Here is a 20,775-nt window from a genome sequence, read left to right on the forward strand (position 1 = left end):
CGCCTCGTAACCGCCCATGGGCTACCCGGCAGGTCGAAGCCGATCCGCCGGGTGCTCGATCCGTGTACCGCCGAGCACTAGCGGAGCACCGCCGCGACGAGGCATCTCGTATCACTTGGGGGCGTCACCCGAGTGGAAGCATGGACGCTCACAGTTCCCCGAGCGCATCAAGCGGCCACAGATGTCAGGTACCAGCCGCGTCGACTGCGTCATGCTCCCGCCACCCGCTCGAATCGATGCCGCGCAGTCACCCCACGCTGCGGGTAGGTCCAAGGGCCGACCTAGGGTCGAGTGCCCGCCGCCTTGTCGACTGCGTTGAGCACCACGTGATCGACTCCCTTCCAGCCCCAGTAGATGCGATGGTGTGCGATGAGCGGTCCGTCGAGCCTCAATACCTCGATCAGATCCAGCTGATCCCCCGTGGGGGTCTCGCGCGGGTATTCCCAGATCAGGGTGGTGCCGTCGAACATGTAATCCCCCGTCCGATAGAGCGATGGGAGGTCTCCGTCGACTGGTCGGGCGGCCACGACCTTGTTGACGAAGCGGTCCAGCTCGTGTCGGCCCTGAACGATCCCGCGCGTCAGGTCATCAAGCACCCGCGTCACCAGCGGACTCTCGATAGTTGCGTCATTCAGATACAGAGCGGCCAAACCGTCCGCATCACGCTCACTGATACGGCGGTGCCACTCAGTGAAGACAAACTGCGCGTCCTCGGCTGTTGCGGTCATGTGCACTCCTTCGCCCGGTTCGTCTGCTGTTGAGATACTTCCATCATAAAACGCCAATGCTTCGGCGCCTACCGAAGCGTGGGTGGCGTATCCTGATCGGGTGGGACGAGACTTCTCAACGATTGGCCACGCGCTGTCGGTGCCGACGCGATCGGCCATGATCGATGTCCTCATGGATGGAACTGCACGCCCTGCCGGCGAGCTCGCAGCCGTTGCGCGGGTCAGTGCTGCCACGGCCAGCGAGCACCTCGCGATTCTGGTCGCCGCCGGCCTGCTCCGCGGCAAACGCGCTGGACGCCAGCGGCTCTACAGCATTCTGGACCAACGAACCGCTGAAGCACTGGAAAGTCTCGGGCAGCTGTGTGTCGAGGTACCCATCTCATCATTGGTGCAATCACGGACTAAACACGACCTGGCCGATGCCCGGATGTGCTACGACCACGTTGCGGGGCGTCTGGGAGTCGAGCTCTTCGACGCGAGCGTGCGGCTGCGTTGGTTCGACTCCGAAGCGCACCTGACTGCCCGAGGTGAACGAGCGCTGAGTGAACTGGGTGTCGCCGTCCCCGCTGCCCGGGCGCAGCGCCGCCCCCTAACGCGAACGTGCCCGGACTGGACACAGCGACGCCCGCACCTGGCGGGCGCACTCGGCGCAGCCCTCACCGCTCAACTCCTCGAACGCCGATGGATCACCCGCAGATCGACAGGACGCGGACTTATCATCACGGCCGACGGTCTCAACGCCATACAGCGAACCTGGGGCATAGACCTCACGGCCGACTGACAAGACGCGCCTGCACTTCTCGCGCATCGAGCATCCATGGCCTGGTCCCTGGATCATCGTGTTTTGCCCGAAAGTTTCATCGGCTCAGCCCGAACGAGTGGGTACCACTTGGGTTGACATAGCCACGAGAGGCAACCCAGGTGGCGACACCCCTTGCCGGGGGTAGCCTCAGTGGGTAAAGTCCGGCGTCAACCAAGCGAGCGGTTGTCGAGACCTGTCGCAGAGTGAACAGGAGATCTCATGCTCAAATTGAGTGGAAGAATCGCCCTCGTGACCGGGGCCGCACGCGGTATCGGCGCAGCCATAGCTCGTGCCTTGGTCAGTGAGGGCGCAGATGTGATCGTCACTGATATCGACATCGAAGCCGGGCGAGCCACTGCTGATGCGATGGGCGCGGTCTTTGCTCGCCTCGACGTCTCCTCGGAGGCTAACTGGGCCGCCATCCAAGAAGAGTTTCCGGCTCTGGACGTGCTCGTCAACAACGCGGGCATCACAGGTCTGGAGGGGTCATTTGACGGGCCACCACCTGCGCACGACCCCGAGAATGCGCTCCTCGCAGACTGGCAGGCCGTCCATGCCGTGAATCTTGACGGCACGTTCCTCGGCTGCCGCTACGCAATTCGGGCCATGAGGGCGAAGGGGTCGGGCTCCATCATCAACATTTCATCGCGTTCTGGGTTGGTGGGGATTCCAATGGCGGCGGCGTACGCATCCTCAAAGGCCGCCGTACGCAACCACACCAAGAGCGTGGCGCTCTACTGCGCCAGCCAAGGCCTGAATATCAGATGCAACTCCATCCATCCAGCGGCCATCATGACGCCCATGTGGGAGCCAATACTCGGCAATGGCCCCGATCGGGCAGACCGTGAGGCGGCAATGGTCGCCGACACACCGATGAGGCGATTCGGCGAACCGGAAGAGGTGGCCGCGATCGCTGTCCTGCTGGCCTCTGATGATGCCGCGTACATGACGGGTTCAGAACTCAACGTGGATGGGGGCATCCTTGCGGGGTCTGCCGCAACGCCAGGTGGCTGAGGTCTCCGTCGGAGACACAACTCGCCGCCGTTCCAGCAATCGGCAGGACACCGAGGACTCGACGGTCTTCTGACAGGGGGTGCGTTTCGATACAAGGCAGGATCGTTCCTCACCGGCTGTCATTCTCGATAGTCGACTGCACTGAGTTGTGCGCATGGACTAGTCGCAGTGAACGGAACTTGCGACTTCCCAGATTGTCGCTAGACATGCTGTATAACCCATAAATCGTGTTCATCGCGGGTGTTGAGTGCCTGGTGGGGATCCAAGAATCCCGGAGCGTGTGGCTGGTGTTCACGTCGGTGACAGTAAAGCCATCCTTCTCTCGTGCGATGTTGCGTATTGTCGGTCACCCGCACGAACCAGAGCGATCGCTCTGGCCCGGAACTCTGAAGGATAGGGACGAGGCATGTGGGACAGCCTTTCGGAAAGGCCACTACTTAGTCACGGAATCTGGAACCCAAGAGGTAGGTCAGGTCAAGTTGTCACCTACTCGTGCAGCAGTCCCACCAGCTGAGACCTCCCATCGGATGCAGGATGGGAACGGTCTCCGAACGCCTGACCCGAAGTAGTACTCCCCGGATAGATTCGGCTTGCGTTCGAGCGCGCTCGAACCCCTACCGTCGCAAATATGGACATCGACAAGAAGACCTGGCTTATCACTGGCGCAAGCTCTGGCATCGGTTTGGCTCTCACTGAAGCGGCTTTGGCGGCAGGTGAATACGTGCTCGGCACGGCGCGGCGAATCCATCGATTCGATGCACTGAGTCAGCGATTCCCAGAAGCGTTTATAGCAGCGCAGCACGACGTACGAGACGTTGAGGGAGCCGCGGGGGTCGTGCAGAACGCGATTGAGAGTTTCGGTCGCATCGACGTGCTCGTCAATAACGCCGGGGTCGGTCAGCTTGGTGCGGCAGAGGAGGTTACCGACGAGCAACTGCGCGACATGCTGGAGCAACACCTCTTCGGCCCCGCGGCCTTCGTACGCGCTGTGCTGCCCGCCATGCGGCAGCGCGGATCGGGGGCAATTGTGCAGATGAGCAGCCAGGGCGGGCGCATGTCGTTTCCTGGTGTCGGTAGCTACTCGGCGGGCAAGTTCGCACTCGAAGGCTGGTCCGAAGCCCTCGCCGGAGAAGTCGCTCCGTTTGGCCTCCGCGTCCTCATCGTCGAGCCGAGTCGTTTTCGCACCGGCTTCAACGATCCCGACGTCCTGGTCTCTGTGGCGCAATCCTCGGCGTACGACACGGTGCTCGCCGCGGTGCGCGCGGATCTCACCGACGTCGCTGGCCGCCAAGAGGGCGACCCGGAACGCGGGGCGGCCGCCATCCGTCAGGTACTCGCCGCCGAGAAGACACCTCTGCGCCTGCCGCTTGGAGCGGAGGCCGTCCACAACCTCACCGGCGTCTACCGCCGTGATCTGGAACAAGTGGAGGCACTGGCCGAAATATCCGCCTCGGCCAACTTCCCTGACGTTCTGCCTACCCGGCCGCGCTCCGCGTAGCGTGGGGCCATGTCAACCGACGCGCTCATAGACCTGCTGCTCCGAGACGAAGGCAACGTAGACGTGCCAACCATTGATGCGCTCCATAGTCTGCTGGACGACAGCACGATCGACTCCTCCAACGCGCCCCTTGGCGTCGCCGAGGCCGCAGCACTTGTCAGGCTCACCGCCCACACCCTCCGCTACTACGAGCAAGAGGGACTGGTCTGCCCGCCGCGGAATACTGCTGGCCATCGCGAGTATGGCCCGGCCGAGCTGCGGCGACTCGTGTTCCTGACCCGGATGCGTCTTTCTGGGATGACCATGCATGATCTGAGGCAGTACGTCCGGCTGGTCGAGGAGGGCGACTCGACCGTCCCGGAGAGACGGCAGATCATGATTGCGCAGCGCAATCGCATCCGACGCCAACAGCGGGAACTCGCTTTGGCACTCGTAGCGACGGAGTACAAAATACGCACGTACGGTGGAGCACTTCCGTGCTCTCCTTCTTGAGCGCTCTGACCTTCTTGAGCGCTCTGACTGGTCGGCAGAGGGGCGTCAGCCCGCCCGTGGGCACGGTGGACTCGTCCGCACCCGCCAACTGCCCTTGACGTGAACCTAGTGGGCCTTGGGGACTGTGGTTCCGAAATACATGGTCCTGAGCACCATAGGGGCCACTGGAAGTGTCGATACCTAACATTCATGATCCTATGTTGGGGCCTCAGGACACTCCCTCGAGTCCTGATCGAGCCAGTGGACAACCTGGTTGTGATGCTTGCATCCCTGTTCGTCGGAGGTGCATCAACCGGTGCTGGCGCAGTGATCTGGGGAACGTTGCTGCCACGCCTCATCCCCATGGAGATGATCGGTCGAGTCGCAAGCCTCGACTTCTTCGTCTCCATCGCATTCATGCCCGTCTCCATCGCGATCGCTGGCCTTCTCGCGCTCATCGTGCCGGTGGAGACGATCTCTATCGTCGCGGGGATCATCCCGCCGTTCCTCGCCCTGGCTGCCCTCGTCGCCGGTCGAATGCGTCACACCGAGATACTGCAGCGGTTGTGCACATAGAAAGGGCGTGCGATGAGCCCGATGAGTACGCTCACCGAGCCCATCGCACACTTCTACTTTTGGTAGATCTTGCATTCGGCGATGGGTAGCACGCCAGCGCCTCTGCACAGCTGGCTGCGGTGGTCAAAACACGTCGTCGGGCAAAAGCACTGCGCGGACGGTCTTGAGTCGAAGCCAACTCGGTCGAAGGCTTGGCTGAACTGTCGACTAACCTGAGTGCCTCGAACCCCATGCGATCCACCTCCGCCGGGCCGTTCAGGTGCTGGTGCTGGCGCTGGTGCTGGTGCTGATGCTGATGCTGGTGCTGGTGCTGGTGCTGGTGCTGGTGCTGGTGCTGGTGCTGGTGCTGGTGCTGGGGCTGGTGCTGGTGCTGGTGCTGGTGCTGGTGCTGGTGCTGGGGCTGGTGCTGGTGCTGGTGCTGGTGCTGGTGGAAAGGTATCGCGTGACCCAGTGCTTCGTTAGCGTGCCGCAGGAGTGGGTGCCGCACCTGTAGCGGCAAGGGAACTGTCCCAGAGCCGTGCGGCCGAGTCGGCGTTGATCGCGTATTCGCGGACGCCACCATTGTCCATGTCGTCGTCTGGGGTAGATGTGCGTGCGATGTTGCAGTCCTCGAGGTATCGACCTCCCATGCCGTCGAGGAGTGTCGAGGTGGCCGCCCACAGGCCTGTCGCCGCGCCTTGAGAGGCAGTCTTGAAGTCGGCGCCGACGACGGTGCCATTCTGGTCGACCCATCCGCGTTCGATTTGTTCCTGGAGGGTCATCTCGCGTTGCAGACCGGTGATGATTTTCCCTGGGTGTAGCGCGAACGCTCGCACACCGTCCCGGCGTCCGAGCGTGTCGAGATGCACGGCGAACAAGCTATTCGCGGTCTTGGATTGTCCGTAGGCCAACCATTTGTCGTATCCGGTGCGGAAGTGGGGATCGTTCCGGCGGATATCGCTCAGGGCATGGCCTGCGGAGCTGTTGACGACGACGCGGGCGCCGTTCGCGGCGGCAAGAAGTGGGTAGAGCTCGCACGCGAGTGTGAAGTGGCCCAGATGGTTAATCGCAAACTGTCCCTCCCAGCCTGGTCCGATGCGACGCTCTTGGGTGGCCATGACGCCCGCACCAGCCAGCAGGAGATCGAGCTTCGTCAGGGACTCCCGGATCTGTGTGGCAGCGGCGCGCACGCTGCAAAGGTCGGCCAAATCCATTGGGATGATCTCGCACCCGTCGACGTCGGAGAGAGCTGCGCGCGCGACCTCGGGCCGTCGCGCCGGGACGATCACACGGGTGCCTGCGGCGGTTAAGGCTCGGGTTGTCGCTAAGCCGAGACCGGAGTATCCGCCGGTGACGAGCGCCGTTCTTCCCGCGAGGTCGATACCAGCCATGACGTCCTCGGCGGAACTGGCGGCAGAGAAGGGTGAGCGCAACGGCTGCTGTTCGGTGATGGTCATAGAAACGACGCTACGATCTAGAGTGTGGTCTAGGTCAAGTCCGGGAGCACAGAACATGACATCAGGCACCGCGGTCGAGCGGATGAGTATCGGTGAGGTGGCCGCGACGACTGGGCTCAGTGTCCACGCTTTGCGCTTCTACGAGAAGGAGGGTGTTCTTCTCGGCCCGGTTTCACGGAACTCCGGAGGCCGGCGGCGCTACACCACTTCCGATGTCGAATGGTTACTGATCTGCGGGAAACTGCGGGAGTCGGGGATGCCCTTGAGCGAGCTCACACGGTTCGCAGCGCTCGTGCGGCAGGGTCCCGGCAACGAATCTGAACGCCTCCATCTGCTCGACGCCCACAGGAAGAGCGTCGACGCTCAAATCGAAGCGCTTCAAGAGTGCCGCTCCCTCATCGCGTGGAAGGTCGGCGTCTACACCGAACATCTCGCGCGTAGCGACGCCGAAAACCTCTGGGCGCCCACGACCTGACCAATATTGGAGCCCGCAGACAGGTTGTCCTCGCGTTGCGAGAATGACTATCCACAACAGTCCCTGGAGTCTCGTGAGCGTCTGCGCGACGCAACATTCCTGATCTTGGCGCGGGATACGCGCATTCGACGCCATTGCTGAGCCCTTCGGTGAGACGGCTCATGACCCAAGGAATGCGAATACAGGGCCCGACCAGACACGCCCCAAGGTGACGTGATTCCGCTGCTGGTCCTGGCCTTGGCCACGGCCCTGGATTCGTTCACGCGTAGACCTCTCTCTTGACTTGGACCTGGGTTCAGGGTTGAGGCTGTTGCTCATGACGAATAATGCGGACCACATCGGATCACTTCCAGTCGCACCTATGGCACTCGGGACCATGTATTTCGGAACGACACTCACCCAACCCCAAGCATGGGAATGCCTCGATACGGCAGCTGCCCTAGGTGCAACATTCTGGGACACTTCGAACAACTATGCGTTCTGGGCCGGTGGCACCGGCGACGAATCGGAATCGGTGCTAGGCGAATGGTTCGCCAGCCGCGGGGCACATGCGCGGGATCAGATCGTCTTAGCCTCGAAGGTTGGTGCCCGTCCGTTGGCGGGTCACTCCGACCTCGACCACGTTGCCGGGCTGTCTGCTCCTGCCATCCGGGAGCAGGTCACGGCGAGCCTGCTGAGGCTGCGCACTGATCGTCTCGACGTTCTCTACGCCCATGTGGACGACCAGAGCGTCGCCTTCGAGGAGACCCTCGGCGCTTTCGCCGACCTGGTCGAGGAAGGGCTCGTGCGTGAAGTAGCCGCCAGCAACCTCACCGCGAAGCGACTAGCAGAAGCGCTCACAGTCACCACCTCTCACCCCTACCGTGCGCTTCAGCAAAGATTCACCTATCTCCAGCCTGCCGCAACGGCCGACACCGCGCCCCAAGTGGTGCTCGACGACGCCACCGAACTGATCGCAGAAACGGCCGGAATCACACTGGTCGGGTACTCCCCACTGCTCTCCGGCGCCTACACGCGCAAGGACCGACCCTTGCCGTCCGAGTACGACACCCCCGCCAATACCGTTCGCCTCGAAAGGCTCCGGGAAGTCACCAAATCCAGTGAGATGGACGCCGGGCAGGTCGTTCTTGCCTGGATGAAGCAGCGGCCTCGAGCGGTCATTCCCATCGTTGGCGTCTCCAGCCCTTCACAGGTCCGGTCAGCGTGGTCTGCCGTCACCACCGACATCCCGGCAGCCTTGATGTCCATACTGGGTCAATGACGACAACAGCGGACACGGATCCCTTCTTAGGGATCGGGACGGTCGCCGCGCAGGTAGGGGTCGCCGCGGACACCATCAGATACTACGAACGCCAGGCCATTCTTCCTCCACCACATCGTGACGCGTCCGGGCGACGACGGTACAACACCGCAGCCATTCATCTGATCGAGGTCCTCCTTCACCTGCGAGACACGGGGATGCCCCTGACCCAGATCGCCGAATTCACCCGTCTCGTTTCCCTCGACCCGGCAGGGGTCCACGACCGCCTGCACCTTCTCGAGCAGCACCGTGATGAAGTAACTCAACGGATCAAGAGCTGGAACGATTCGCTCACGATCATCGACCAGAAGATCGATGATTATCAGCAGCGCCTCTCAACCACAGCCACAGCCACCAATCAATAGACAAGCCCTACACATGGGATCAGGAACACCCATGGCGATGGCGACGCTCGAAAGCTGAGAACAGATGCTCAACAATCATTGTTTCATGGGTCATTGCAGGTTTGCATACATCTAGACGCGAGTCCTCTTCCGAACGTGTCACACAACCAAAAGTGCCTCAAAAGTGGCTTTAAGCCAGACCCTGACGGCACATGGCCACCAATCGTGACGTCACCCAGGCCGGGAGGTGTCCTTGTTGTTGGTGAATGTTGACGTCAGTTTCAGTTGCGCGCGGATCAGTGTGTCGAGCCGTTCCCACGCGGGTGACATGGCGTTGACTTCTTGTTGGGGACTGCTGCACGAGTAGGCGACACTGTGACCTGATCGTGCAGCAGACCCCTTACCCAGCTGAGCTGAGTCCTCATGCTGGAGTTTCGGCTCGGTGAGGCAAACCGCCGGACGCATCCTTTTGGATGCACTTGCGATCTTCTGCCGATCCTCCGTCACCGGGCCTTGACCACTGCTACCACCGTGGTTCGTGAGCAGGCCCGCCACGGCTGCCACGGGGCTCGCGCTCGGCAACGAACTCAATGGGCCTCTATTGACATAGGCGCAGATCCATCGTTGCGCACCACCGACTAGACCGTCGGGATCTCACAGGCGATCCTGATCGCCTGCCCGCGAAGCGGCGGCAGCGACTTTCCGCCAGCACTCTCCCTTGATGCTCTCCGGGTGGCCGGCAGGGAGCTACTGGTACAGCGGGATCAGCACGCACCAAGAAGGACACAGATCCATCACGCGAAAGGACGATCATGACCTCCACAAGCAATGCCGCTGTTGGGCAGACGTATGTGCTTCTCCGAGAAGCCGCGAAGCTAATGCGTGGCCCTGCAGGAGATGCCCTCCACAGCGATGTCCGAATCAAGATCGCCGCTTTGCAGTTGCTTTCTCTATCTCTGGTCGGGGACTTCAGGAACGACTGCGCGTTCACCCCACCCGCCACTGTTGCGGCGTGCCTGGAGCTGGCAGAAATCCAGACGTCCGCGTGGGACCTTGGTGAGTTGCCTGATGCGGCCATGGGTTTCGTGCTCGCTCTGGCGGAACTCAACCGTGCCTTGTCCGACGGGCGCCGGTCATGAGCGTGACCGTATCGCCATTTCGCGGCGCGATCACGGCTGGGATCGCGAGCATCAACGCACGTGGACTCACTCCCATCCAGTGGGCCGAGGCAGCCGCCCAGTGCGCGCAGGCGTTCCACATCTACGGAATAGGCGATCCCGTCGTGCGATCAGCTGCGGCGCTAGGAGGAATCATCGCCCTCCACAGCACCGCGTCAACCGATCCATCCTCGGTGATCACAGCATTCAAACTCTGCGCATCAGCCCCGGTCGACGCCGAAGGACCTGCCAGTATTCAGATGGAGGGACGGACCGCGCTGCGCCTCGCCACCCATGCCGCGATCCTCAACTCCCGTGGCCTCTCCAGGACCCTCCTGACCACGGTGGAGCGAGAGCTGACGGCTGCCATTGCAGGTCCGGCGCCCACGTCCATGGAATCGGCGTTGGAGAATTGGCGAACCGCGACAGCTCTTATTGGGGGCAGTCCCCTCGAGACCTCCCCCCATCTGGCGGTTGCTATCGCGAGCACCCAGATCGAGCTGCTGCGCCGCAGCCGAGACCTACTTTCCGTGGTCGACATCAACCCACAGATCCCAGGAAGCCCGGATCGATTACGTAGCAGCATCGAAGCCAACATTCAGGCCTGGTCGAAGGCGGCTGACCGCTGGTACGACATGAGCCTGACAACGGTGGCTCACGACGCCGCCCACACCACCACGCATCGCCTTGCACTGGCCGCTACTGAGCTCAGCACAGCACTGACAGACTGCCTTCCTCCCGGAAGACAGCTGGATGCCCTGGTCCGGACCGGGTTCGGCGGGAACCTGGTCGCTGGCATCGTGGCCTCTGGCAGGGCACAGCTCAACCACTCAGTGGTTGTTCCAACCGCGTGCAGCCTCGAGATGGTGGCTGCTCACTTCACGGAGCACCGCTACGGTCCACCCTTTCGTGACCGAACCACCTCTCCTTCGCCGGATCATCCGGCACTGGTGGATGACTCCCCCACGGCGATTCACATCCCCTCAGTCACTGCCACACTCCCCCACCACGACAAGGATCCGTCCGATACAGCTGTGACTGCTCCACATGCTGTACCAGTTCGATGGTTGACACGCCAGGAGGAAAACGAGTTGGCACAGCGTCGAGACGCCGGCACTATCGCCCAAGCCGCTCTCGACGGGGATCCCACAGCACGCAATCTGGCAGCTAACGCAACCCAAACGGAGCTGCAGGCGCTGGCGTTGGCTGGTCGTGGGGCTGTGGCTCAGTTGGTTGCCGCGATGATCCCGACGATGCAGTCAACGAACCGGTGGATCGCTCGTGATGAGCGGGCGGATGCGCTACAAAGCGCCGCTGTCGATGTCGCTGCCGCAGCAGGGAGGTGGGACCCGGCAAAAGGAGCGAGGTGGCTCAGTTTCGCCTGGAGCACCTCGTGGTGGGCATCGACTGATTCGAGGAAGGCAATCGATGTCAGACCTATCCCGCTCGACGTGGACCTCGACAGGACAGGCACCAGGCTACAGACAGAGCCACCGGGTCCGGAGCAGGCTTTGCTGGAGCACCTCGAAGCCTCGGAACAGCGGCATCTCCTCCACCAAATCCGGGCACTGCAGGGCGACGAGATCAGATCCGAGCTTCTCACAGTGGTGTTGGAGTACCACGGCCTCACAGGGGAGGCCCCCAAAACTTTCGCGGAGATCGCCCACGAGCGCGACAGCTCGACCAGCACCATCGTGCGGCGCTACCGCGAAGGCATCAGGGCGCTGCGCCGTGCCGTCCCAGCCAGCCCCACCACATCAGAGCCGAAACCGTGGCGACGACCAGAGCACACCCCCCACCGACAAGACAGCACGCCGCGTCGCTGACGACGACGCCCTTCCGTTACGCCGCCCCCCTGGGGGTAGGTCTGACAACGGAGTTGGGCTGCCGGTATTCGTGTCTGTAGTGGGCCGGTCGCAGACGTTTATGGTGGCTGATGCAACCCCTGTGGACAAGTTTCGGGGGTAGGTTACTCCACCCCTTGTCAACACTCATTTGAAGGCGTGTTTTGGGGTGGGGGTAGGTCGTTGGGGGTAGGGAAAGGTAGAGGTCCAGCAGGCAGGTTTCATCCACGAAGTTTCCTCTCGTGGAAGGAGTCCCGTCATGGCTGTACAGCACAAGTTGGGGATCGCGGAGTTGGTGGTGGAGGCGGATGCCACCTGGCCTGCGTGGAGCGCACCAGAGCCCGCCGTCGCCAGATTTGGATCGGTGGGCGAGGTCGAATGGTGGCGCCACACCGCAACCCATGACGAGATCGAAGAATTCTTCCGGGCGTTGGGCCGACTGACCTGCACTGAGGCGTCGCACCGTGCAGCGGCGGTGATGGTGCAGCTGCTGGTCCCTGGTGTCAAAGCGCTGACGTCGCGAAGGTGTACAGGAGAAGTGCCACGGGCTGATGTGGAGTCGGTGGTGGCCGGGTACGTGTGGACGGTGATCCTGGGCTACCCGTGGGATGCCCCCACCGATGCCTGGATCCCAGCGGCGATCTTGCGCACAGTTGGGCGGGCCGTGGACCGGGAGTTCGGGTGGGGTGACCGAGGCGAGGGGGCATGGCGCTCACGTACCTATCTGGGGTCCGACACCCTGGATCGGATGGTCACCGATTCTCGTAGCGACCAGCCGTTGCAGGCCAGTGGCGTGTACTGGTGGGCGGTGTCGACTGGGTTGGTGAGCGCCGCTGACCTGGACCTGCTGCTGCAGTTGGCGGTCATCGCCACCGACGAGGGCGCCCCATCCCGCAGCAGCGCCGGCATCACCTCACGGTCCGCGTGCGCACAGGTCGCCGCAGGCCGGGGGTTGACGGTCGACCAGGTTCAACACCGAGCCAGACAGGCGCTCGGGTCATTGCGCGCCACCACAGGCACCAACATCGCCCGGTAAAGATCTGTTGCGCTGTAGGGCCGGGTGGGTGGGCCTTCTTCACATATGGATGAGAACCACGATGCCTGAGGGTGAGGTCGAACTCCTGGTGGCTACCGCGAAGCAGGATGTCGAGGCTGCCCGCCAGATCAGCTACTGGGTCCAGCGCCTGCTGGCCGCCTACGACGCCCGCAGCCAACTAGCCGGGATGCCCCCTGCAGTGGTGCTCGACGCAATGAGGCGACGAGGATGACGACTACCGTGTACCCGTTGTCGGAGTTGAGGGCTGCGCTGCGAGAACTCGACGCAGGCACCTACACCCACCCTGCAACCAGCAGCGACTTCGCGCCGGGTCTGGACCGGTTGGATTGCGGCGTCGTCGCAGTTCTGGGAGTCAGTGGCGGTGTTGGAGCCACCATTGTTGGGTTGGCGATCGCGGAGACGATCGGTGCAGATCGGCTCATTGAGCTGTGCCCTGCGTGGGGTTCCGGGCTGGTGGAGGCCACCACCGCAGAACTCGGCCACGACCGGGGCTGGCGGCTGGGGAACCGTGGCGCACTGCTGATCGAGCGCCGAGAATCCGACGCGGCGGGGTTGCGGGACGTGCCGGGCCGGGCAGTTGTCGACGCCGGAGCCTGGATCGGTGGCACCCCAGCCCTGCTGCCGCATATCGCGGCACTGGTGGTGGTTGCCCCGTGCACCATTCCCGGGATCCGCCGACTCGAACTGCTGCTGAGTCTATCCCCCACTGACGCACTCATCATTCCGGTGCTGGTGGGTGCCACGACTCCCAAAGCGATGCCCCGAAGCGTTGTGGGGGCAGCGGGCCCTCTGATGCGGGCCGGCATTCAGGGTCGCCGCGTTGCCACCGTGCCGGTGTGCCCGTCATTGCGTCGCACCGGTATCACCGGTGACAAGTTGCCCAAAGCGTTGCTGGTTGCTGCCGCGACGCTGGCCCACCACCTGAAGGATGTGCTCCCATGATTGCTTTACTCATGACCCGATTCCCGCTCCTCCTGATGGAAGGGTGGGAGGCCGCCGGTGGGGCTGCCCAAGTGGTGATGGCCGGGACGGCAGCCGACAGGGGCACTGTGTGTCCGGTGGCGCCGGAGGGGGCTCAGCCGTTGGTGGATCAGTTCATTGGCTGGTTCGTCTGGTTCATCGTGTGGGTCGGGTTCCCCGCCAGCATCCTCGCCTCAATCGGGGCGATCCTGGTGGGGAAGCTGTTCTCCATGCCCCATGTCGGCAAGGGCGGCCTGATCGGGCTCTTCGTCATCCTCGGAGCCGCCCTGCTATTCCTTGTCGTGCCCGGGATTGTGGCCGGGTTCATCGGCAACGGCTGCATCCGCCGCTAACCCCACCCCCGACATCACAGCCCATGTCTCCCACAAGGACAGCAGCACTGAAGCTGCTGGCAGCCCTCGCCACCATGCTTCTCGTCCTGATCAGCGGTCTCGGATTCGCCCTCTACTTCGCCTTCGTCGACACCACCCCCACCCCGGCCAACTCGTCACAACCCCTCAGCTCACCCCCCGACACGAAGGCTTCGGATGCGGCGTCGTCGTCGTCTTTGCGTGACTCCATTGCGGATGCGCCGATGATGACCACCAACCCACAAGACGCCACGGGCGGTACACCTGCACTGACACCGCCCCCACCGCTGCTCATGCCGGCCTCCACCACGGTGGGGGCGTTGGGTGTGGGATCCGGGTTCCCCCACACCCCTGAGGGGGCGGCTGCGCAGCTCGGCCAGATTATGGTCTCCACACTGCAGCCCATGGACCTGTCCTGGGCCGGGCAGATGCAGCAGGAATGGTTCCAAAACCGTGCCGACAGCGGTATGTGGCCGGTGATGCTCCTGATCCAGGGATTTCTGGAGCGGGCCGGGATGCCGCTGGGGTTGGAGCCGGATGCGTTGATGAGTGTGGTGCCGGTGGCCGCCCAGATCAAAGGCGTCGACGGGCCGGATTGGGTGGTGGCGTGTGTGCTGCTCGATGTCACCTACACCCGCTCTGCAACAGCCCGGTTGGCGTATGGGCATTGCGAACGCATGGCCTTCACGGGTGGGCGGTGGTTGATCGCTGAGGGGTCGCATCCGCCGCCGGCACCCTCGACCTGGCCTGGCACTGACCTGGCAGCAGAAGCTGGGTGGGCTGCCTGGGTGGAGGGGGAGCGGCCATGAACCCGTGGGATTCGGTGGTGGGGATCTTCCAGGACCTTGCCGCGGCCGGTGGCCGGATCATCACTGATCTGTGGATCACGATCTGCATGGCGATCTGGGGTGCCGGGCTGTGGGTGTTTCGGATGGTGCTGCAGATCGGGGAATGGTTGATGACCCCCTCCCTTGCCGCCACCACTGCCGATGGGTCACCAAACGCCCTGACCTACACCTATGGCATCACACTGTGGTTCGCCCTCATGCTGGCGCTGATCCTGACGATGGTGCAGCTGATCGTTGCCCTCATCCGCCGCGACGGCCGCTCCCTGGGGATGTTGCTGTTGGGTGCTGCACAGTTCCTCCTGGCCTCCTCGCTGATGTTCAGCTACGCCGCTGCTGTTGTTGCTGCGGTGGGTGGGATCAATCAGGCACTGATGCGGGAACTGCTGGGCGTCAAGTCGATGCAGGACCTGCAACTGCCGGGCTTCGACATCGCCGAGGCCGCTGTGTCGGGGATGGTGGCCACCGTGTTACTGCTGTTGGGATTGGTGCTGTGGGTGGCGGCTCTGAGTCATGTGGTGGTGCTGCTGGGCCGCTCGGTGGCGCTAATAGTGTTGACCGCCACGGCACCGATCGCCGCCGCAGGGCTGATATACGAGCCGTTGAAGGTGTGGTTCTGGAAGACGTTGCGCTGGTTCCATGCCGCCGCGTTCGCACCACTGTTGATGACCCTGATGCTGGGCATCGGTGTTCAGGTCGCCAACGGTGTCGCCTTCGGAGTCGAAGATGACGCCCAGAAAGCAGCGGCGGCGGCCATCCCCGCGGTCGTGATGATCCTCGTGGCGTCCTGGAGCCCACTGGCCCTGTTCCGGCTCCTGGCGTTCGTGGATCCGGGCACCACCTCGGGTGCCAGCTTCCGCGCAGCCCTGCAACCAGCCGACTCCACCGGCCAAGGCCTCGGGCGTCTACACACCAAACTCACCCAACAGCTCCCCGAGAAGACCACCAGCGGAGGCAACTCAACCGGAGACAGCCCCGTGGAGAGCGGCACCACCGCACGCACCACCGCCGCACACACCAGCTCCATCACCGGCGGCACTTCGGCGGGTGGGGCCGGAGCCGGTACATCGGTCTCCACGGCTGGGGAAGCAGGGGCCGGGGGTGCTGCAGGTGGCGGGGTTTCGGCTGGTGCTGCAGGCGGTGTGGTTGCGGTGGGTGTGTTGGCCGGTGCTGCCGCGTTGGTGGCGGGCTTCAAGAAGGCGGGCGCCTACTCCACCGGGGTTGTGGCTGACACTGCCAGCGGCATGGGATCGGGCGACCCGTCGTATCCCTACGACCCCGCCGGCGACATCCGCCGCACACCCCACAAAGGTGTGACCGGCGAGAACAACCAGACACCGGTTGAAGTGATTCAGGAGGACGAGAATGCCAGCGACGACGTTTAGGAACTTCACCCACCCCACATCAGGGTGGCTGTTCGGTCTGGGGCCGGCCCAGCTCGCCATCGTGATCATCGCCTCCTTCCCGATCTGGATCTCGCTGAGCAACCAGCGCTGGGCGGCAGTGGGGATCTTCACCGTTGTCTGGGGGGTGGTTGTGGTGTTGACGGTGGTGCCGCTGGGGGGTCGCTCCAGCACTGGCTGGATGATCGCCGCCGCCGCCTACGCGATCGCTTCGTTGGCGAAGTGGTCAGTGTTCAGCTCCAGAGCCGAGCGTGGCCTACTCCACAGCCTGGGCGACCTTGACATGCCAGGGGTCCTGGCACCCATCGACATCCTCGAAGGCCCACCGGTGGGTCTCGATCAGCGGCGGATGGCTGTCATCAAGAACACCGCCGCCCGGACCTGGGCGATCACCGCGAGCATCCAGCACGGCGGCACCGCCATGTCGGATGAGCCAGAGCTGGCACGGTTCGCCAGCGCTTTGACTGAATTGGTCGATGTCGCTGCGCGAGGGGAGATGGTTGAGGAGATCCACCTGATGGTGCGGGCCACCCCCGACGACTGCGCCGAGCGGGAGCTATGGCTGCGCGAACACATCACCGACACCGCACCGAAAACCTCCGTTGCCACCAACATCGAACTCCTGCGCTGGGGACAAGCAGCAACCCGCACAGAGACCTTCCTCACCCTCGTGATCCCCGAAACCCGGCTCGCCCGTGAAGCCAAACACCTCGGCGGCCAACTCGCAGGCCGGATGAACACCCTGACCACGATCGCCACCGAGGTTGACACCGTCCTGACCGGGGCCATCGGTGCCACAGACGTTGCCTGGCTCACCTCCCCCGAACTCGCAGCAGCGGTGCGCACCGGCTTCGCCCCCGCAGACCGCGTCTCACTGATCCACGCCACAGCCCGCCACAAGAAGGACCAGACAGTGGTCACCGATGTGCCGTGGGCACTGGCAGGCCCCACCCACACCACCACCGCTGTGCGGCACTACACCCACGACGCCTGGCACACCATCACCGCCACCCTCAAACTCCCCGAAAAGGGCACCACCATGGGCGCCCTGGGAGCGGTACTGTTCCCATCCCAGGCCATGGAGCGGCGCAGCATCACGGTGGTGTTCCCCATCGAGAAACAATCCACCGCCGACCGGAAAGCCTCACAAGCCGAGTTCACCACCAGCCTCGGGCAAGGCCTCCGGGACCGCCTCGGGGTCCGCACCGGAATCAAAGACCGAAGGAACAAAGACAAGATCGACCAGGTCGAAACACAGCTCGCCCTGGGTGCAACCCTGACCCACCCGTATGTGGTGTGTTCCACCACAGTCCCCCAGACTGCACCGATCAACGAGTTCGGGCGCAGACTCGACGCCGCCATCCGGCAAGCCGGATTCGCCCCGCAACGCCTCGACATGTCACAGGACTGCGCCTTCGTCACCGCCAACATCCCGCTAGGTATCTCGCTGACACGCAAGGGGCTGCTGTGATGGGACGCGGCGTCAAAGAGCTGCTCTCCGACTTCGGCCATGACCTCCCCCACCACCCACCATCCCCCACCGCCACGGCGGTGCCCGGGCCGTTCACCCACGCCACCTCATGGCGGGGACCGCGCCGGGCCGGGGCGGGATGGGCAGCATCCCGCCCACCGGTGAGGCAGTACCGAATGACATCGGACCAGGTCGGCCTGTACTGGCCATTGACCACTGCCACCCCCATGGCAGCCACCGGCGCACCCATGGGTGTTGATGTCCTCAACGGGTCCACCTTCTACGTCGACCCCCACGGCTGGATCCAGGACGACCAGATACCGGTGACCAATCCCAATATCTTCATCTTCGGGAAACCCGGCAGAGGCAAGTCCGCATGGGTCAAAGCGTTCTGCAACCGCATGTTCGCCTTCGGCTACCAAGCCCTCATCTTGGGGGATCCGAAAGATGAGTACGAACTGCTCTGCCGCCACTTCGGAGTGGAGCCCTTCGCGATCGGACCCGGCATGCCCGCCCGCCTCAACCCTTTGGACCCCGGACCGCTGGCCGCAGGCTGGAACAAGCTCACCAGGGCCGAGCGGGACCACAAGTCAGGTCTGATCTTCGGCAGGTGGCTGGTGCTGCTGCGCAGCCTCATCGGCTGCCAAACCATCGGCGACCACCGGGTGCCAGTGGGCCCCACCGAAGAACAAATCCTCAAAGCGGTGCTGGACACCCTGACCCGGCATGACACCGACTCCAGAGAGCTGCGCCCCATCGTGTTGCCCCAAGTGTGGGCGGTACTGAACAACCCCAGCTCAGAACTCATCGACGCAACCCGGTTCCCCGATCGGTGGCGGTTCCTCGAAGAGACCCGGCTCCTGCGAGACGCCGTCGCCCAACTCACCACCGGCGCCTTGGCAGGGATTTTTGATGCCCCCACCTCCATCACTATTGACTGGCAAGCACCCATCCAGTCGATGTCACTGTCCAGGCTTGCCGGGTTGGGTGACCAGGCCACCGGCATGGCCTTGGCCTGCCTCTCCTCCTGGGGATCGGCGATGCGAGAAGGCGGAGGGCACCGGATCAACATCCGCGACGAGGCCTGGAAACAACTCCGCCTCGGACCCGACGCCGTCGCCTCCTTCGACCAAGACCTCAGACTGAGCCGCGCCCACGGCGACATCGAAATCGCTGTCTCCCACAAACCCTCGGACTACCAAAGCGCCGGTCACGCCGGAACCCAAGCCCAACAAATCGCCAAAGACCTGCTCCACCTCGCCGACATCAAAGTCCTCTACGGCCAAGACGCCGACGTCGCCGATGACCTCGACCACCTCCTCGACCTTCGCCCCCTGGCCCGCGACGCCATCACCGGCTGGGCCATGCACCGCACCGGCCGCGCCCTGATCTGCGTCGGACCCCACACCCACAAAGTTCACCTCGCCCTCCACCCCGACCTCGAGCTCCCCCTGACCCACACCAACCACAACCTCGCACCCTCATGAAAACTGCCGCCCTCCTCACCACCCTCAGCGCCGTGGTGTTCGTACCTATCCTCGGCCTCGCACTACTCATCCCCCTCCTGACCAGCGGCGCAAGCAACGCCCCTGCCGGACCAATCGGAACATGCGCCAGCCAACAGGGAGGCCCTGCGGGGGCGGCCGGCCTCACCGATTCACAACTGGAACGTGCCGCCATGATTTTTGCTGTGGCCACAGAGACTGCGGTAGGGGCGCCCGGGGCGGTAGTCGGGATCGCCACCGCCTTGCAGGAATCCGACCTTGGGGCCGACCCCACCGCCGGCATACCCAACGCTGGCGGGGACATCGGGTTGTTCCAGATGCGCACCCTCATCGGCTGGCACGCCGACGGCACCACCATCGCGGAGAACGTCACCACCCTCCTCGATGACAGGTACCAGGCACGGGTGTTCTTCCTCGGCCACACCACCCTGACCGGTTGGCACATCCCCGGCCTGGCCGACATCCCCAACTGGCACCACCTCACCCTCACCACGGCCGCACAAAAAGTACAACGCTCAGCCCGCCCCAACGCCTACGCCCGCCACGAAGCAACCGCACGGGCCATCATCGCCACCCTCCTCCAACACCAGCCATCCGCCACCCCGGCCTGTGGGATGCCCACAACCGGGCTGGAATGCCAAACCACCCCCGCTGATGTGGGGAGTGAACTGGGTCTGACCGCGGATGCGGCCCGGGTGATGCGCTGCGTGGCCGCGGGCTGGCCACAAATCCGCACCATCGGCGGGCTACGCCCCGGCGACCCCAGAGACCACGGCACCGGCAGGGCCGTCGACGTCATGATCCCCCACTGGAGCACCCCGGCCGGGGCAGCCACCGGCCAGGAGATTGCTGAATGGGCCCGCACGAACGCCACCCGGTTGGGGGTCACCTACGTCATCTGGCAACGCCGGATCTGGAGCGTCGCCCGCACCAATCAGGGATGGCGCAACTGCTCCGAAGGGTCCTGCTACGACGGACCCAACCCTTCCAGCGCCCACCTCAACCACGTCCACATCTCAGTCAACGGCACCACCAACGCCACAGCCCTCAGCAACAACGGCGGTGATGGTGCTGTGGTGTTACCGGTAGCCCAAGGCACGTACAGGATCACAGCCGGGTTCGGGCAAACCGGTACCCGCTGGGCGAGCATCCACACAGGCTTGGACTTCGCCGCCCCCACGGGCACCCCCATCCGTGCCGTCACCGCCGGCACCGTGACCTACGCCCAAGCCAGCGGTGGGCCCTACGGCAACCTCACCACAATTCGAGCCGCCGACGGCACCGAAGTCTGGTACGCCCACCAAAGCCGCATCAATGTCCGTCTCGGCCAGGCAGTGGCTGCCGGGCGAGTAATCGGTGCCGTCGGTGCCACCGGCAACGTGACCGGCCCCCATCTCCACCTCGAAGTCCGCATCAACAACCACCCCACCAACCCCCGAACCTGGCTCCAGCAACACAACCTCAACCCATGAAAGTCGCCGCGCCCCACGCCTGATGCTTCACATCTTTCGCCTGTTG

At 63.8% G+C, this 20,775-nt stretch carries 22 protein-coding genes; 20 read left to right on the forward strand and 2 right to left on the reverse strand.

Going from position 1 to position 20,775, the window contains the following annotated elements; translation table 11 throughout:
* Positions 1 to 281: 281 nt before the first annotated feature.
* Positions 282 to 728 (reverse strand): nuclear transport factor 2 family protein, encoded by a 447-nt coding sequence (locus EAX62_RS15365; protein WP_121902609.1) that lies wholly within the window; start codon positions 726 to 728, stop codon positions 282 to 284.
* 100 nt (positions 729 to 828) lie between these two features.
* On the opposite strand from EAX62_RS15365, the gene EAX62_RS15370 reads away from it, so the two are divergent.
* From EAX62_RS15370 to EAX62_RS15395, 6 genes are all read left to right on the forward strand, one after another.
* On the forward strand, positions 829 to 1,509 hold the full coding sequence (locus EAX62_RS15370) for an ArsR/SmtB family transcription factor (RefSeq protein WP_199711328.1): 681 nt from the start codon (positions 829 to 831) through the stop codon (positions 1,507 to 1,509).
* Positions 1,510 to 1,749: 240 nt separating this feature from the next.
* On the forward strand, positions 1,750 to 2,544 hold the full coding sequence (locus EAX62_RS15375; RefSeq protein ID WP_121902611.1) for an SDR family oxidoreductase: 795 nt from the start codon (positions 1,750 to 1,752) through the stop codon (positions 2,542 to 2,544).
* Positions 2,545 to 3,172: 628 nt separating this feature from the next.
* Positions 3,173 to 4,042, forward strand: coding sequence for an SDR family NAD(P)-dependent oxidoreductase (locus EAX62_RS15380; RefSeq protein ID WP_121902612.1), 870 nt, complete (start codon positions 3,173 to 3,175; stop codon positions 4,040 to 4,042).
* Between the two features lie 9 nt (positions 4,043 to 4,051).
* Positions 4,052 to 4,534, forward strand: coding sequence for a MerR family transcriptional regulator (locus tag EAX62_RS15385; RefSeq protein WP_121902613.1), 483 nt, complete (start codon positions 4,052 to 4,054; stop codon positions 4,532 to 4,534).
* Positions 4,535 to 4,792: 258 nt separating this feature from the next.
* Positions 4,793 to 5,089 carry an MFS transporter gene (locus EAX62_RS15390; protein ID WP_199711329.1) on the forward strand — a complete coding sequence of 99 codons (297 nt, stop codon included), beginning with the start codon at positions 4,793 to 4,795 and terminating at the stop codon, positions 5,087 to 5,089.
* Positions 5,090 to 5,354: 265 nt separating this feature from the next.
* Positions 5,355 to 5,582, forward strand: a complete 228-nt coding sequence (locus EAX62_RS15395; protein WP_147454133.1) for a hypothetical protein — start codon at positions 5,355 to 5,357, stop codon at positions 5,580 to 5,582.
* Here the strand turns inward: EAX62_RS15395 and EAX62_RS15400 are convergent.
* Positions 5,548 to 6,525, reverse strand: a complete 978-nt coding sequence (locus EAX62_RS15400) for an SDR family NAD(P)-dependent oxidoreductase (protein ID WP_121902615.1) — start codon at positions 6,523 to 6,525, stop codon at positions 5,548 to 5,550. The genes EAX62_RS15395 and EAX62_RS15400 overlap by 35 nt on opposite strands.
* Positions 6,526 to 6,580: 55 nt before the next feature.
* Between EAX62_RS15400 and EAX62_RS15405 the strand changes: the two genes are divergently transcribed.
* From EAX62_RS15405 to EAX62_RS16965, 14 genes are all read left to right on the forward strand, one after another.
* On the forward strand, positions 6,581 to 7,000 hold the full coding sequence (locus tag EAX62_RS15405) for a MerR family transcriptional regulator (protein WP_121902616.1): 420 nt from the start codon (positions 6,581 to 6,583) through the stop codon (positions 6,998 to 7,000).
* Positions 7,001 to 7,361: 361 nt separating this feature from the next.
* Positions 7,362 to 8,261 (forward strand): aldo/keto reductase, encoded by a 900-nt coding sequence (locus EAX62_RS15410; RefSeq protein ID WP_199711330.1) that lies wholly within the window; start codon positions 7,362 to 7,364, stop codon positions 8,259 to 8,261.
* The gene (locus EAX62_RS15415) at positions 8,258 to 8,665 is read left to right on the forward strand and encodes a MerR family transcriptional regulator (protein WP_121902618.1); all 408 of its coding nucleotides are present in this window, start codon (positions 8,258 to 8,260) and stop codon (positions 8,663 to 8,665) included. Before EAX62_RS15410 ends, EAX62_RS15415 begins: the two co-directional genes overlap by 4 nt.
* A 791-nt stretch (positions 8,666 to 9,456) precedes the next feature.
* Entirely contained in the window at positions 9,457 to 9,783 is a 327-nt protein-coding gene (locus EAX62_RS15420; RefSeq protein WP_121902619.1) for a hypothetical protein, read from the forward strand.
* Entirely contained in the window at positions 9,780 to 11,627 is a 1,848-nt protein-coding gene (locus EAX62_RS15425) for a hypothetical protein (RefSeq protein ID WP_147454134.1), read from the forward strand. The genes EAX62_RS15420 and EAX62_RS15425 overlap by 4 nt, the downstream gene beginning before the upstream one ends.
* Before the next feature lie 277 nt (positions 11,628 to 11,904).
* Positions 11,905 to 12,681: a hypothetical protein gene (locus EAX62_RS15430; RefSeq protein ID WP_121902621.1), complete on the forward strand. Its 777-nt coding sequence runs from the start codon at positions 11,905 to 11,907 to the stop codon at positions 12,679 to 12,681.
* A 61-nt stretch (positions 12,682 to 12,742) separates the two neighbouring features.
* Positions 12,743 to 12,913, forward strand: a complete 171-nt coding sequence (locus tag EAX62_RS16770) for a hypothetical protein (protein WP_158600702.1) — start codon at positions 12,743 to 12,745, stop codon at positions 12,911 to 12,913.
* Positions 12,910 to 13,644, forward strand: a complete 735-nt coding sequence (locus EAX62_RS15435) for a hypothetical protein (RefSeq protein WP_121902622.1) — start codon at positions 12,910 to 12,912, stop codon at positions 13,642 to 13,644. Before EAX62_RS16770 ends, EAX62_RS15435 begins: the two co-directional genes overlap by 4 nt.
* A complete protein-coding gene (locus EAX62_RS15440; RefSeq protein ID WP_121902623.1) occupies positions 13,641 to 14,015 on the forward strand; it encodes a hypothetical protein in 375 nt (124 codons plus the stop codon). The genes EAX62_RS15435 and EAX62_RS15440 overlap by 4 nt, the downstream gene beginning before the upstream one ends.
* A gap of 23 nt (positions 14,016 to 14,038) precedes the next feature.
* Entirely contained in the window at positions 14,039 to 14,842 is an 804-nt protein-coding gene (locus tag EAX62_RS15445) for a hypothetical protein (RefSeq protein WP_121902624.1), read from the forward strand.
* Entirely contained in the window at positions 14,839 to 16,263 is a 1,425-nt protein-coding gene (locus EAX62_RS15450; RefSeq protein ID WP_121902625.1) for a type IV secretion system protein, read from the forward strand. Before EAX62_RS15445 ends, EAX62_RS15450 begins: the two co-directional genes overlap by 4 nt.
* Complete coding sequence (locus EAX62_RS15455; RefSeq protein ID WP_121902626.1) at positions 16,244 to 17,752, forward strand: SCO6880 family protein; 1,509 nt, start codon at positions 16,244 to 16,246, stop codon at positions 17,750 to 17,752. The genes EAX62_RS15450 and EAX62_RS15455 overlap by 20 nt, the downstream gene beginning before the upstream one ends.
* Before the next feature lie 176 nt (positions 17,753 to 17,928).
* Positions 17,929 to 19,239: an ATP-binding protein gene (locus tag EAX62_RS15460; RefSeq protein WP_233558003.1), complete on the forward strand. Its 1,311-nt coding sequence runs from the start codon at positions 17,929 to 17,931 to the stop codon at positions 19,237 to 19,239.
* Positions 19,236 to 20,729 (forward strand): M23 family metallopeptidase, encoded by a 1,494-nt coding sequence (locus tag EAX62_RS16965; protein ID WP_199711331.1) that lies wholly within the window; start codon positions 19,236 to 19,238, stop codon positions 20,727 to 20,729. Before EAX62_RS15460 ends, EAX62_RS16965 begins: the two co-directional genes overlap by 4 nt.
* The last annotated feature ends 46 nt before the right edge of the window (positions 20,730 to 20,775 follow it).

The sequence above is a fragment of the Tessaracoccus antarcticus genome (assembly GCF_003688855.1).
Taxonomy (GTDB): Bacteria; Actinomycetota; Actinomycetes; order Propionibacteriales; family Propionibacteriaceae; genus Arachnia; species Arachnia antarctica.

What these genes read in the sequence shown, in the direction of transcription:
- EAX62_RS15425 (WP_147454134.1), top strand. Translation starts at nt 9,780, where the DNA reads ATGAGCGTGACCGTATCGCCATTTCGCGGCGCGATCACGGCTGGGATC.
- EAX62_RS15405 (WP_121902616.1), top strand. Translation starts at nt 6,581, where the DNA reads ATGACATCAGGCACCGCGGTCGAGCGGATGAGTATCGGTGAGGTGGCC.
- EAX62_RS15450 (WP_121902625.1), top strand. Translation starts at nt 14,839, where the DNA reads ATGAACCCGTGGGATTCGGTGGTGGGGATCTTCCAGGACCTTGCCGCG.
- EAX62_RS16965 (WP_199711331.1), top strand. Translation starts at nt 19,236, where the DNA reads ATGAAAACTGCCGCCCTCCTCACCACCCTCAGCGCCGTGGTGTTCGTA.
- EAX62_RS15430 (WP_121902621.1), top strand. Translation starts at nt 11,905, where the DNA reads ATGGCTGTACAGCACAAGTTGGGGATCGCGGAGTTGGTGGTGGAGGCG.
- EAX62_RS15410 (WP_199711330.1), top strand. Translation starts at nt 7,362, where the DNA reads ATGGCACTCGGGACCATGTATTTCGGAACGACACTCACCCAACCCCAA.
- EAX62_RS15440 (WP_121902623.1), top strand. Translation starts at nt 13,641, where the DNA reads ATGATTGCTTTACTCATGACCCGATTCCCGCTCCTCCTGATGGAAGGG.
- EAX62_RS15420 (WP_121902619.1), top strand. Translation starts at nt 9,457, where the DNA reads ATGACCTCCACAAGCAATGCCGCTGTTGGGCAGACGTATGTGCTTCTC.
- EAX62_RS15365 (WP_121902609.1), bottom strand. Translation starts at nt 728, where the DNA reads ATGACCGCAACAGCCGAGGACGCGCAGTTTGTCTTCACTGAGTGGCAC.
- EAX62_RS15390 (WP_199711329.1), top strand. Translation starts at nt 4,793, where the DNA reads ATGCTTGCATCCCTGTTCGTCGGAGGTGCATCAACCGGTGCTGGCGCA.
- EAX62_RS15380 (WP_121902612.1), top strand. Translation starts at nt 3,173, where the DNA reads ATGGACATCGACAAGAAGACCTGGCTTATCACTGGCGCAAGCTCTGGC.
- EAX62_RS15435 (WP_121902622.1), top strand. Translation starts at nt 12,910, where the DNA reads ATGACGACTACCGTGTACCCGTTGTCGGAGTTGAGGGCTGCGCTGCGA.
- EAX62_RS15375 (WP_121902611.1), top strand. Translation starts at nt 1,750, where the DNA reads ATGCTCAAATTGAGTGGAAGAATCGCCCTCGTGACCGGGGCCGCACGC.
- EAX62_RS15400 (WP_121902615.1), bottom strand. Translation starts at nt 6,525, where the DNA reads ATGACCATCACCGAACAGCAGCCGTTGCGCTCACCCTTCTCTGCCGCC.
- EAX62_RS15445 (WP_121902624.1), top strand. Translation starts at nt 14,039, where the DNA reads ATGTCTCCCACAAGGACAGCAGCACTGAAGCTGCTGGCAGCCCTCGCC.
- EAX62_RS15460 (WP_233558003.1), top strand. Translation starts at nt 17,929, where the DNA reads ATGACATCGGACCAGGTCGGCCTGTACTGGCCATTGACCACTGCCACC.
- EAX62_RS16770 (WP_158600702.1), top strand. Translation starts at nt 12,743, where the DNA reads ATGCCTGAGGGTGAGGTCGAACTCCTGGTGGCTACCGCGAAGCAGGAT.
- EAX62_RS15385 (WP_121902613.1), top strand. Translation starts at nt 4,052, where the DNA reads ATGTCAACCGACGCGCTCATAGACCTGCTGCTCCGAGACGAAGGCAAC.
- EAX62_RS15455 (WP_121902626.1), top strand. Translation starts at nt 16,244, where the DNA reads ATGCCAGCGACGACGTTTAGGAACTTCACCCACCCCACATCAGGGTGG.
- EAX62_RS15415 (WP_121902618.1), top strand. Translation starts at nt 8,258, where the DNA reads ATGACGACAACAGCGGACACGGATCCCTTCTTAGGGATCGGGACGGTC.